The organism is Saccharothrix sabaoui (assembly GCF_051756985.1).
Lineage (GTDB): Bacteria > Actinomycetota > Actinomycetes > Mycobacteriales > Pseudonocardiaceae > Actinosynnema.
This window is the reverse complement of record NZ_JBPKJK010000216.1, coordinates 1-12,851: the sequence shown is the minus strand read 5'-3', so window position 1 is coordinate 12,851 and position 12,851 is coordinate 1. Positions and strand designations below refer to the sequence as shown.

The 12,851-nt window shown below is 72.1% G+C and carries 9 protein-coding genes; 6 read left to right on the top strand and 3 right to left on the bottom strand.

Annotated elements, in window-relative coordinates; genetic code table 11:
* Positions 1–18: 18 nt before the first annotated feature.
* Together ACR807_RS38005 and ACR807_RS38000 are read right to left on the bottom strand one after the other, a co-directional pair.
* Complete coding sequence (locus ACR807_RS38005) at positions 19–837, bottom strand: transporter substrate-binding domain-containing protein (protein ID WP_438926364.1); 819 nt, start codon at positions 835–837, stop codon at positions 19–21.
* Between the two features lie 156 nt (positions 838–993).
* Positions 994–3,675: an MGH1-like glycoside hydrolase domain-containing protein gene (locus tag ACR807_RS38000; protein WP_438926363.1), complete on the bottom strand. Its 2,682-nt coding sequence runs from the start codon at positions 3,673–3,675 to the stop codon at positions 994–996.
* A gap of 96 nt (positions 3,676–3,771) precedes the next feature.
* Here ACR807_RS38000 and ACR807_RS37995 point away from each other — a divergent pair, with 96 nt between their 5' ends.
* A complete protein-coding gene (locus ACR807_RS37995; RefSeq protein ID WP_438926362.1) occupies positions 3,772–5,823 on the top strand; it encodes a P-loop NTPase fold protein in 2,052 nt (683 codons plus the stop codon).
* Positions 5,820–6,290: a hypothetical protein gene (locus ACR807_RS37990; protein ID WP_438926361.1), complete on the top strand. Its 471-nt coding sequence runs from the start codon at positions 5,820–5,822 to the stop codon at positions 6,288–6,290. Before ACR807_RS37995 ends, ACR807_RS37990 begins: the two co-directional genes overlap by 4 nt.
* Here the strand turns inward: ACR807_RS37990 and ACR807_RS37985 are convergent.
* A complete protein-coding gene (locus ACR807_RS37985) occupies positions 6,287–7,702 on the bottom strand; it encodes a M20/M25/M40 family metallo-hydrolase (protein ID WP_438926360.1) in 1,416 nt (471 codons plus the stop codon). The genes ACR807_RS37990 and ACR807_RS37985 overlap by 4 nt on opposite strands.
* 498 nt (positions 7,703–8,200) lie before the next feature.
* Here ACR807_RS37985 and pdhA point away from each other — a divergent pair, with 498 nt between their 5' ends.
* The 4 genes from pdhA to ACR807_RS37965 all read left to right on the top strand — a co-directional run.
* Positions 8,201–9,394, top strand: coding sequence for a pyruvate dehydrogenase (acetyl-transferring) E1 component subunit alpha (gene pdhA / locus ACR807_RS37980; RefSeq protein ID WP_438926359.1), 1,194 nt, complete (start codon positions 8,201–8,203; stop codon positions 9,392–9,394).
* Entirely contained in the window at positions 9,394–10,425 is a 1,032-nt protein-coding gene (locus tag ACR807_RS37975; protein WP_438926358.1) for an alpha-ketoacid dehydrogenase subunit beta, read from the top strand. Before pdhA ends, ACR807_RS37975 begins: the two co-directional genes overlap by 1 nt.
* A 10-nt stretch (positions 10,426–10,435) precedes the next feature.
* Positions 10,436–11,839: a dihydrolipoamide acetyltransferase family protein gene (locus ACR807_RS37970; RefSeq protein ID WP_438926357.1), complete on the top strand. Its 1,404-nt coding sequence runs from the start codon at positions 10,436–10,438 to the stop codon at positions 11,837–11,839.
* Positions 11,840–11,966: 127 nt separating this feature from the next.
* Positions 11,967–12,851, top strand: an 885-nt coding sequence (locus ACR807_RS37965) for a MerR family transcriptional regulator (protein WP_438926356.1), incomplete at its 3' end; no start/stop codon positions are given.

The window sequence follows — 12,851 nt, the reverse complement described above, 5'->3', positions numbered from 1 at the left end:
GCCCCGCCGACGAGCCGGTTACTTCGCTTCCGGCTTCTTGCCGAACCACTTCTCGTAGATCTCGTCGTACTTGCCGCTGTCCTTGGCCTTCTTGATGACCTCGTCGACCTTGGCCTTGAGGGCGGTGTTGCCCTTCTTCAGCCCGATGCCGTACTGCTCACCGGTCTCGAACTCCTTGGTCACCTCGGTGTCCGGGAACTCCTTGGCGTAGTCGTAGAGCACGCCGTTGTCGTTGATGGCCGCGTCCACCGCGCCGGTGCGCACGGCGGTCTCCATCAGCGGCAGGTCCTCGAACTGGACGACGGTGTAGCCGAACTTCGCCGCGTTCTCGTTGGCGTACTCCTCGCCGGTGGTCTCCAGCTGCACGCCGATCTTCTTGCCGTTGAGGCCCTCCAGGCCGGTGATGCCGGAGTCCTTCTTGACCAGCAGCGCCTGCGAGGCGTCGAAGTACGGCTCGGAGAAGTCGATGGCCTCCTTGCGGGCGTCGTTGATCGTCATGCCCGCGGCGGCGAGGTCGCACTTGCCGGTGTTGAAGACCTCGCCGGAGGTGATGGTCTCGAACGGGGTGTCGAAGATCTCCTGGGTGGCGTTCAGCTCCTTCGCCACCAGGTCCACCAGGTCGACGTCGAAGCCCACCGTCTTGTCGCCCTCGGAGAACTGGAAGGGCTTGTAGGACAGGTGGGTGCAGGTGACCAGCTTGCCGCTCTGGACCAGGGTGATACCGGAACCGGAATCGGTCGTGCCGGTGTTGACCTTGGTCGCGCACGCCGTCATCGTGGCCGCCAAGGCGAGCACGGGGAACAGGGCGAGCGCAGCGTGCCTGGTACGACGGGCCACGGCGTCACTCCTCGTAACTGTGTCGGTCGAGTGTTCGGCATACTGCCACTTGGGTGACACGGTGGACAGCACGTGCGTGTTACAGACCTTTCGCACGCAGCATTCCTGTGTCACGGGTGACGGATGGCCGCAAAATGTTCGGCTGTTTGGGTTACATCACACAATAGGTGCACCGGGTGCGCCCGACTGGCGACGATCCGTCATCAGGGACGCGACCAGCGCGGTCCAGCCCGTCTGGTGCGTCGCGCCGAGGCCCTCGCCCGTGTCGCCGTCGAAGTACTCGCTGAACGTGACGTGGTCCCGCCACAGCGGCGAGTCGGTCGACTCGATCCGCTTGCCGTCCGCGGGCCGGCGGCCGTCGTGGTCGGGCAGGAACAGCGACACCAGCCGCCTGACCAGCTCGTCCGCCGCCTGGCCGGCCGTCACGTGCCGCGTCGAGCGGGTCGGAAGTTCCACGTGGAACGAACCGTCGTGGAACTCCTCGACGGTCCGCAGGGCCTCCACGAGCAGCGCGTTCGTCGGGAACCACACCGGGCCGCGCCAGTTCGAGTTGCCGCCGAACATCGGCGTGCGCGACTCGCCCGGCTCGTAGCCCATCCGGTGCTCCTGGTCCGCGACCTGCACCTCCAGGCCCTCGCGGTGCGCCGCGGACAGGCTGCGGATGCCGTGCGGGGAGAGGAACTCGCCCTCGTCGAGCATCCGGGTCAGCACCAGCCGCAGCTTGCGCTCGTCCAGCAGGCTCAGCAGCGCCCGGTCGCCGCGCCTGCTCACGAACGGCTCCAGCTCCGGCCGCTTGGCCAGCAGGTGCTCCAGCCGCCGGGTGAAGTCCGGCAGCTCCGCGAACACCCACGGCTCCAGCGTCGCGCACGCCAGCACCGGGATCAGGCCGACCATCGACCGCACCCGCACCGGCTTGGACTCCGTCGAGCCGTCCGGCAGCCGCCGCGTCACCGCGTCGTAGCAGAAGCCGTCCTTCTCGTCCCAGATCCCGCGCCCGCCCGAGCCGAACTGCGTCGAGGCGTCCGCGATGCTCAGGAAGTGCTCCACGAACTTCGTGGCCACGTCCTCGTACGCGTCGTCGTGCCGCGCCAGCTCCAGCGCGATCTGCATCAGGTGCAGGCTGTAGGCCGCCATCCACGACGTCGCGTCGGACTGCTCCAGCCGCCACTGGCCGAGCATCGGCTCCGACCGGTTCACCGGGCCGATGTTGTCCATGCCGAGGAAGCCGCCCTCGAACAGGTAGCTGCCGTCGGCGTCCTTGCGGTTCACCCACCAGGAGAAGTTCAGCAGCAGCTTGTGGAAGATCTTCGCCAGGAACCTGCGGTCCGGCACCTCCTCCGACCGGTACACCTGGAGCGCCGCCCACGCGTGCACCGGCGGGTTCACGTCGCCGAACTCCCACTCGTACGCCGGGAGCTGGCCGTTGGGGTGCATCAGCCACTCGCGGCACAGCAGGAGCAGCTGCTCCTTGGCGAACGCCGGGTCGACCCGCGCGAACGGCACCGCCTGGAACGCGAGGTCCCACGCGGCGAACCACGGGTACTCCCACTCGTCCGGCATGGAGATCACGTCGGCCACGTCGAAGTGCCGCCAGTGCGCGTTGCGCGCGTGCGGCGTGGTCCGCGACTTGGGCGCGGCGGGCTGCGCCGGGTCGCCGTCCAGCCACTCCCGGGTGCGGAAGCGGTAGTGCTGCTTGGTCCACATCAGGCCGGCCAGCGCCCGCCGCACCACGGCGGCCCGCCTCGGGTCGAGGTCGGTGGCGTGGAACTCGTCGGCCTCCCAGCGCCGCTGCCGCACGGTGTCCTCGAAGCTCGGGCCGAACGCGTCGAGGTGCCCGTCGCCCTCCACCAGCCGCAGCCGCACGGTCACCGACTCGCCCGGCTCCACCGGGTCGAACGAGTACCAGGCCGCCACCTTCGTGCCCGGCTCGCTCGCCTCGTCCGGGCCCACCACGCGGCACGCGCGCGGGTCGCGCCCGATGACGTACCGGTCGACGCCGTCCTTGGTGTACGGGGACGGGTTGCGCTCGGTGCCGAACAGCTCGACCTCGTTGGTCTCGTTGTCGGTGACCAGCAGCGTCGGCGTGCCCTCGACGTGCAGCGTGTAGCGGCCCAGCGCGCCGTGCTCGGCGGTGACGCGGCGCCAGCCGTCGTTCGTGCGGGCGACCAGCGACGGCTTGCGCTCGTCCCGGCCCCACGCCCAGGTGTTGCGGAACCACAGCTGGGGGAGCAGGTGCAGCGGCGCCGGGTCCGGCCCGTGGTTGGTGGCGGTCAACTCGACGCACACGTCCGTCGGGCTCGCCTTCGCGTAGCTCACGGTCACGTCGAAGAACCGGTTCCCGTCGAGGGCGCCGGTGTCCGACAGCTCGGGCTCGCGCTCGTTGCGGCCCGCGGTCCGGGCGCTCTCCCGCAGCTCGGCGTAGGGGAACTCGGCCTGGGGGTAGCGGTAGACGACCTGCATCCACGAGTGCGTGGGGGTGCCGTCGGTCACCCACCAGTGCTCCTTGACGTCCTCGCCGTGGTTGCCCTCGTTGTTGGTCAGGCCGAAGTACCGCTCCTTCAGGATCGGGTCGCGCCCGTTCCACAGGGCGACGCCGAGGTTCAGGAAGCCGTGGACGTCGCAGATGCCCGCGATGCCGTCCTCGCCCCAGCGGTAGGCCCGCGAGCGCGCGTGGTCGAACGGGAACGACGTCCACGCGTCACCGCCCGCCGAGTAGTCCTCGCGAACGGTTCCCCACTGGCGTCCGGCCAGGTAGGGGCCCCACAGGCGCCACGGTGCGGTCGGCGAGTCGGACTCCGCCAGACGCGCTCTCTCGGCTTGCCGGCTGTGCTCGTTCACTCGGCCAGTGTGCGGCATCGATCCAGTAAAGCGGTTACTCGCGGGTTAGGTCACAGCCCTGAAAGGTCTTGCAAAGACATGTCATGCTCACTCTCCGTGGACGACTTACCCCGGTGGGGCGATCGGCCGGCCCATCGCGAGGCGGTGCTGGAGCGGGTGCTGGAACAGGCGTTCGACCTGCCCGAGGTGCGGCGGGTCCTCGCGGCGGGCGAGCTGACCGAGCAGGACCTGCGGGACGAGGTGGCCGACGCCGGGCCGGTCCTCTTCGCGGCGGCCGCCACCCAGGAGGAGCAGTACGGGTGGTCGGCGGCGCAGCGGACGCCGTTGCCGGTCGGCCTCCTCAAGGCGGTGTCGGTCACACCGACGGGCGTGCTGCTGTTCGCCTGGACGGCGTCGGCGGTGGGGCTGCCGGGGGTTCCCGGGCTGCCGCCGTGGGCGTTGCTGCCGACGATGGTCGGGTTGGTCGCCGTGCCGCTGGTCGCGGTGGTGGGCGCGATGATGGCGAAGTTCTCCTGGGGCGGCGCGCTGGGGTCCTTCGGCCTGGTGCTGGCGGTCTTCGTGCTCCTCGGCCTCCCCGCGGTGCCGGCCCTCGTTCTCCTGCTTGTCTCCTGGTCCGCGGCGGTATTCCTCCCGGCGGCGCTCAGGGCGTCAAGGCGGCGCGCGCTGGCCGACGAGCGCCGCGCCGAAGCCCTGCTGTCCTGGTCCGGGGTCCTGCTGGAGGACGGTGTGCTCCCCGTCCTCTACGCGCGGATCAACGAGGTGACCCGGACGTCGTACTCGACCGTGCTCACCGTGCGCGAGACGTCCGCCCTGACCCGCGCCAACCCCCTGCGGATGCACGTCGTCACCCCGGCCGGCGTGCGGCTGGCCCGGTTGGTCTCCGGGCTCGACGGCGGCAGCTTCGCCGTGGCCGGGCCACGCGGCGCGGGCAAGACCCACCTGCTCCGGGCGTTCTGCGGCGGTCGCTATCAGGAATCCGGCCGGGCGCCGGACCTGGCCGTCCTGGTGTCCGCGCCGGTCGAGTACGCGTCCCAGGAGTTCGCCGCGCACCTGTTCGCGGAGGTGTGCCAGGCGGTGGTGGCGAGGTTCGGGCAGCCCAAGCCGGGGCGGCGCGGGTGGCGGCGACGCGTGCTCCCCCATCCGCTGGTGTCGGCAGCGCGCGAGCATCTGAGCCTGCTCGCGTACGTGCGCACCTACGCGAACGAGGTCAGCGGCAAGGGTGGGTTCAAGGGCCTCGAACTGGCCGGCAAGCGGGCGTGGACGATGACCGGCCGTCCGCTCACCCACCCCGAGGTCGTGAAAGGGCTGCGGGACTTCCTGTCACGGGTCGTCGTCGCGCTGTCCGCCGAGAGTGGCGCGGCCCCCGGTCGGGTGATCATTGCGATCGACGAGCTGGACCGCATCGGTACCGGCGAGCCCGCCCGGCGCTTCCTCAACGAGATCAAGGCCGTCTTCGACGTGCCCGGCTGCCACTACCTGGTCTCTGTCTCCACGGAGGCCCAGCACGACTTCGAGCTGTCCGGCATCGGCCTGCGCAGCGTCTTCGACAGCTCGTTCGACGAGGTCGTCCGGGTCGACTACCTGGACCTCGCCTACGCCCAGAAGCTGCTCCAGCGCTACGTCCTGGGACTGTCCGCGCAGTTCCAGGCCTTGGCCCACGTGTTCTCCGGCGGCCTCGCCCGGCAGCTCGTCCGCACCGCCCGCGCCGTCGTGGAGCAGGGGCGCGAACGACGGGGCAGCCTGCTGAGCGAGGTCGTGCGCGCGTTCGCCACGGACGAGCTGATCGGTGTCCGCCAGGTCGCGGCCGACGCCCTGGCGGTGGTGGACGACCGCGCCGGGGCCACCGGGCTGCTGCGGCTCCTCGACGAGCACCCCGGTACCCGACCCGACGACCTCGACGCCTACCGCGACCGCGTCCTGTCGGCGTACCCGGGCACGTCCGAGCAGGTCGGGCGGCTCCGCGACGCGGTGGCCGCGCGCGCCGCGTTCCTCTCCACCGCTGTCAAGATCTTCACCGACGACCTGGACGGGGCCAGGATGCAGGCCGTGGACTTCGACGAGCTCGCCCGCGCCCGCCGGTACTGCGACACGAACCCCGAAGCCGGTATCGGCCTGCTCGACGACATCACCCGGAGGTGGGACAGGTGACCTGGCAGGACGACCCCGTGGGCTCGGCGCTGCGCGGCGAGAACCCGACCGTGCTGCGCCGGCTCCACGCGGGCTTCGCCGCCCTCGGCGACGTCCAGTTCCCGCCCGGCTGCTGCGTCCTGCTCACCGACGACCCGTCGGTCGGGCGGCTCACGGACCTGCCGCGGCCCCGGCGCCTGCGCTTCCTCGCCGACGTCGAGCTGCTCGCCGAGGCGGTGGAGGTGGTGTGCGCCCGCCGCGACGAGCGGTTCCGCCGGGTGGACATCGAGATCCTCGGCAACACCGACCCGTTCCTGCACGCCCACGTGCGCGCCCGGTACGGGTGGGAACCACCCGAACTGGTCGGCCGGCCCGTCCACCTCCACCCGCCCGGGGTGTGGACCGACCCGGAGCACGCGCTCGGCCCGCGGCACGACGACCTCCGCGACGCCCTGGTCGCGGAGGTCGACCGGCTGGTGGCGCTCTAGCGGGAGGCGTGCGCGTCGAGCACCGCGGCCACGGCCTCGGTGACCCGCGCCGCCTGCTCCAGGTGCAGCCACTCGTCGGGCACGTGGCAGTTCGAGTCCGGCCCGACCGCGCCCGTGACCAGGAACTGCGCCCGCGGGTACGCCTCGGCCAGCAGCGCCATGAACGGGATCGAGCCGCCCAGGGCCACGGCCCGCCACGGCGCGCCGAAGACCTCCTCGCCGACGCCGTCGAGGGTGGCGCGCAGCCACGGCGCCAGCTCCGGCGCGTCCCAGCCGGTGGCGTGCTCGACGCGGGACAGCTCGACGACCGCCCCGTACGGCACGTCGGTGGTCAGCAGCCGCCGCACCGCCTCCAGGGCCGCGGCGGAGTCGGCCGTCGGCGGCAGCCGGAAGCTCAACACCAGGGTCGTGAACGGCCGCAGCACGTTGCCCGCGTCGTCCGGCGACGGCAGGCCGTCCGCGCCGGTGATCGACAGCGTGGGCCGCCAGCCCGCGTTCAGCGCCAGCTCGACCTCGTCCTCGACGACCGGCCGGGTGCCGCCCGCCCACGCCACGGGGCCGGTGAGCGAGCCCGGCGCGGCGGCCACCGCGTCGCGCACCTCGGCGAGCCGGTGCTCCGGCACGTCCACGTGCATCTCGCGCACCAGCACCTCGCCGGTGGCGGAGTCCTCCAGCCGGTCCAGCAGCCGCCGGGCGATCCGGAACGACGAGGGCACGACGCCGCTGCCGGTGCCCGAGTGCAGGCCGGCCTCCAGCACGCGCACCGTGGCGGTCACCTGCACGAGGCCGCGCAGGGACGCGGTCAGCCACATGCGCTCGTAGTCGTTGCCGCCCGAGTCCAGGCACACGACCAGCGACACGTCGCCCAGCCGCGGCCCGAGGTGCTCCAGGTAGGCGGGCAGGTCGGGGCTGCCCGACTCCTCGCCCGTCTCCAGCAGCACGACGCACCGGGAGTGCGCGCCGCCGGCCGCGCGCACCGCCTCGATCGCGGCCACCGCGGCGTACCCGGAGTAGCCGTCGTCGGCCGCGCCGCGCCCGTACAGGCGGCCGTCGCGCACGACCGGCGTCCACGGGCCGAGGCCCTCGGCCCAGCCGCCGACCGGGGGCTGCTTGTCCAGGTGCCCGTACATCAGGACGGTGTCGTCGGACGCCGCACCCGTGCCGGGCACGTCGACCAGCAGCAGCGGCGTGCGGTCGGGCAGCTGGACGACCTCGGCGGTGGCGCCCGGCAGGTCGCGGTCGGCGATCCAGGCGCGCACGTGCTCGACGGCGGCGGCCAGGTGGCCGTGCGCCGCCCACGCGGGGTCGAAGGCGGGGGAGATCGCGGGTATCGCGACCAGGGCGGACAGGCTCGGGAGGATGTCGTCGTCCCAGAGCCCGCGAACGGTGCGGGTCAGTGCTGAACGGTCCACGGCCCGATCCTGTCACGGCTCCCTGCCCCGGCGGACCCGGTCGGCTGACGGGGTGGGCCGACGGGTGGGCCGACCGGGGCGGCGCGCCGGCGGTTTCGCAGGGTGGAAAAGCCCAGTCGCCCCGATGGTCGGTAGTCCATCCACGCGGCCGACCCCCTACGTGGGCGGTTGCGCCCGACCGGCCGCGCCCCGCCGCGTGCGACCGGGGTTAACGAACGGTAACCGGGACACGGGCGTCCGCTGTCCGGACGCTGTGGTCGGACTGCCGAAGATTGGCCGTCCAACCGTTACCGCAGGTGAGGGGGCTGCGCTCTGAGTCACGAACTGGGACGGGGCTCACCATCCCGGGTGAGGCCATGTCAGGATGTGGATGAGAACACCGTCAGCGCCGACGGTTGCCCGACCCCCGACACCCAGGGGGCGACGGCGACTGGCGGTGCAGCCGCGCAGTGTCGTCACAAGCGACCGGGCGGCCTCGTAGACGAGGAGACAAGGCGCATGTCGTCCCCCGAAGAATGGACGCACCCAGGGCCGGACGCAGCTCCGGCCACCGGTGCGGCACCGACCGCGGAACAGGTGATCGCCGGCTTGCGAGCGACAGACGAAGGCGGCGCCGACCTGGTGCAGCTGCTCACCCCCGAGGGCGAGCGCGTCACGCACCCGGACTTCGACATCGACATCACCGGCGAGGAGCTGCGCGGCCTGTACCGCGACATGGTCCTGGTCCGCCGCGTCGACCGCGAGGCCAACGCCCTCCAGCGCAAGGGCCAGCTCGGCATCTGGGTCCCGCTGCTCGGCCAGGAGGCCGCGCAGATCGGTGCCGGCCGCGCGCTGCGCCCCACCGACATGGCGTTCCCCAGCTACCGCGAGCACGGCATCGCCTGGACGCGCGGCATCAAGCCGACCGACCTGCTGGGCATCTTCCGGGGCACCGACATGGGCACGTGGGACCCGGTCGAGCACCGGTTCCACCCCTACACCATCGTGATCGGCAACCAGGTCCTCAACGCCGCCGGCTACGCCATGGGCCAGAAGTTCGACGGCAAGGTCGGCGACGCCGACGGCGAGGCCACCATCTGCTTCTTCGGCGACGGCGCCACCAGCCAGGGCGACGTGCACGAGGGCTTCGTGTGGGCCGCGGTCTACGACGCGCCGCTCGTGTTCTTCTGCCAGAACAACCAGTGGGCCATCTCCGAGCCGACCGAGCGCCAGTCGCGCCTCCCGCTCTACCAGCGGGCCCGCGGCTACGGCTTCCCCGGCATCCGCGTCGACGGCAACGACGTCCTCGCCACGCTCGCGGTCACCCGCTGGGCGCTGGAGGAGTGCCGCCAGGGCAACGGCCCCATCCTGATCGAGGCGTTCACCTACCGGATGGACGCGCACACCACGTCCGACGACCCGTCCCGCTACCGGCTCTCCGACGAGCTGGAGCTGTGGAAGCTCAAGGACCCGATCGAGCGCGTCAAGGTGCACCTGGTCAAGCAGCAGTGGGCCGACCAGGCGTTCTTCGAGTCGATCGAGGCCGAGGCCGAGGAGATCGCGGTCGAGCTGCGCGACTACTGCGTCGCCCTGCCCGACCCGCCGGCCGAGCGGATCTTCAGCGAGGTCTACGCCGAGGGCAACCCCGTCCTGGAGGCGCAACGCGACGAGTTCCTGGCCTACCACGCCGGGTTCGCCGGAGGTGAGCACTGATGGCCGCTCCGACCATGGACCGCACCGCGGCCACCGCGTCCGCCGCGCCCGCCGCGGTGCAGACGACGACCATCGCGAAGGCCCTGAACAACGGCCTGCGCGCGTCGATGGAGGCCAACCCCAAGGTCATCGTGATGGGTGAGGACGTCGGCAAGCTCGGCGGCGTCTTCCGCATCACCGACGGCCTCCAGAAGGACTTCGGCGAGCAGCGCGTGCTCGACACCCCGCTCGCCGAGTCGGGCATCATCGGCACCGCCGTCGGCCTCGCGATCCGCGGCTACCGCCCGGTGTGCGAGATCCAGTTCGACGGCTTCATCTTCCCCGGCTTCGACCAGATCGTGTCGCAGGTCGCCAAGCTGCACTACCGCACCCAGGGCCGCATCAAGCTGCCCATCGTCATCCGGGTGCCGTTCGGCGGCGGCATCGGCGCGGTCGAGCACCACTCCGAGTCCCCCGAGTCGTACTTCGCGCACACCGCGGGCCTCAAGGTCGTCTCCTGCTCCAACCCGGCCGACGCCTACTGGATGATCCAGCAGGCCGTCGACTGCGACGACCCGGTGCTGTTCTTCGAGCCCAAGCGCCGCTACTACGAGAAGGGCGAGGTCGACACCACCGCCGCCCCCGGACCGCTGTTCGAGTCCCGGGTGCTGCGGACCGGCACCGACGCCACGCTCGTGACGTACGGCCCGATGGTGCGCACCTCGCTCGACGCCGCCGCGGCAGCCGAGGAGGAGGGCAGGTCGCTGGAGGTCATCGACCTCCGCACGCTGTCCCCGCTCGACCTCGCGCCCGTGTACGAGTCGGTGCGCCGCACCGGCCGGCTGGTCGTGGTCAACGAGGCGCCGTCCGAGTCGTCCATCTCGTCGGAGATCGCGGCCAAGGTGCAGCAGGAGTGCTTCTACTCGCTCCAGGCGCCCGTGCTGCGGGTGACCGGGTTCGACACCCCGTACCCGCCGTCGAAGTTGGAGGAGGAGTTCCTCCCCGACCTCGACCGCGTGCTCCACGCCGTCGACCGCTCGCTGGCCTGGTAGGGGGAGAGCTGTGCCGCAGTTCAAGCAGTTCCCCCTGCCCGACACGGCCGAGGGGCTGACCGAGGCCGAGATCCTCACCTGGCACGTCAAGCCAGGTGACGCGGTCAAGGTCAACCAGGTCATCTGCGAGATCGAGACCGCCAAGGCGGCCGTCGAGCTGCCGTGCCCGTGGGACGGCGTGGTCACCGAGGTGCTGGCCGAGGTCGGCCAGACGGTGGAGGTCGGCTCGCCGATCATCACCATCGACCTCGACCCGTCCGGCGCCGCGGCCCCGCCCGCCGCACCCGCCACCAACGGCAAGATCGGCGAGGAGATGCCGGGCGGGCGGATCGCCACCCTGGTGGGGTACGGCCCGAAGTCGGGCGCGGCCAAGCGCCGCGTCCGCAAGGACGCCCCCGCCGCGCCCGTCGCCCCGGCGGCCCCCGCGCCCGCCGCCGTCCAGGCCGCGCCCGCCCCGCCGGTCGCCCCGGCGGTCGTCCCGACCCCGGTACCCGCTCCGGCTCCGGCTCCCGCCCCGGCGGTCGCCCCCCGGGGCGGCTACGTGCCGCTGGCGAAGCCGCCGGTGCGGAAGCTGGCCAAGGACCTGGGCGTGGACCTCTACGCGGTCCCCGGTTCGGGCCCCGGCGGCGTCATCACCCGCGAGGACGTCGAACGGGCCGCCGCCCCGTCCCCGTCCTCGTCCGCCGCCGCCCCGGTCGCCGCTGCCGTCCCCGGTGCCCGCGAACGGCGCGTGCCGATCAAGGGCGTCCGCAAGGCCACCGCCCAGGCGATGGTGGACAGCGCCTTCACGGCCCCGCACGTCACCGAGTTCCTGACGGTCGACGTGACGCCGATGATGGAGCTGCGGGCGCGCCTGAAGTCGCACCCGGAGTTCCGGGACGTCAAGCTCACGCCCCTCGCGTTCGCCGCGAAGGCCGTGCTGCTGGCGGCCCGCCGCACGCCCGACGTCAACGCGACGTGGGACGAGGCGGCGCAGGAGATCGTCTACAAGGACTACGTCCACCTGGGCATCGCCGCCGCCACCCCCCGTGGCCTGGTGGTGCCCAAGGTCCGCGACGCCGACGGCATGTCGCTGAAGGAGCTGGCGGTAGCCCTGGACGCCCTCGCCACCACGGCCCGCGACGGCAGGACGACGCCGGCCGACATGATGGGCGGCACGTTCACCATCACCAACGTCGGCGTCTTCGGCGTCGACACCGGCACGCCGATCATCAACCCGGGCGAGGTCGCCATCCTGGCCCTGGGCGCGATCCGCGACATGCCGTGGGTGGTGGACGGCCAGGTCGTGCCGCGCAAGGTCTGCCAGCTGGCCCTGTCCTTCGACCACCGAGTGGTCGACGGCCAGCAGGGCTCGCAGTTCCTGGCCGACGTGGGCGCGCTGCTCGCCGACCCCGGCGTGGCGATGACCTACTAGCCCGACCCCTCCGCGAACGCCGGGAGCCCTCGACGGCTCCCGGCGTTCGCCTTTCCCGGTGCCCCGCCACCGCCCGTGCGTTAATCGGGTTGAACTTCCACCCACTGGAGATTCCAAGGTGGTCCCCGTGACGCACTACTACTCGATCGGCGACCTGGCGCGGATCACCGGGCTGTCCACGCGGACGATCCGGTTCTACTCCGACTCCGGCATCGTCCCCGTCGCGGGGCGGACGGTCGGCGGGTTCCGCACCTACGACGTCGACGGTCTGGCGCGTCTCCGGCTCGTCCGCACACTGCGCGACCTGGGCGTCGACCTGCCCACCGCGCAGCGGGTGCTGGCGAGCGAGGTGTCCGTGGCCGAGGTGGCCCGGACGCACGCGGACGCCATCGACGCGCAGGTGCGCGTGCTCCGGCTGCGCCGGGCCGTGCTGCGCGTCGTGGCGAGGAACGGGGAGGTGGAGATGGTGCACGAACTGGCCAGGCTGTCCGAGGAGGAGCGGCAGGCGATCCTGGACGACTTCTTCGACGAGGTCTTCGGCGGGCTGGACATGGACCCGGGCTTCGTGCGGGGCATGCGGTCCGTCCGGGTCGAGCTGCCCGACGACCCGACGACCGAGCAGCTGGAGGCGTGGGTCGAGCTGGTGAACCTGGTGCGCGACCCGGGCTTCCGGGCGTCGATCAGGCGCATGTCGGAACGCCACCAGGAGATGAAGGCCGAGGGCGCCGACCTGTCCGGCACGGTCGACTCGAAGCAGATGGAGGCGTTCCAGTACGGCGTGGCCCAGGTCCGCGAGGCGCTGGACAAGGGGATCGCCCCCACGTCACCGGAAGCGGCGGCGGTCGTGGCCCGCGTCAACGAGAGGTGGGCGGAGGTGACCGGCGTGCCGGTCGGCCCCGAACTGGCCCGGCAGCTGGAGGAGTTCGGCGACCCGAGGGCGGAGCGCTACTGGGCGTTGATCGCGACGATCAACGGCTGGCCGCCCGTGCCGGACACCACCGCGGAACGTGCC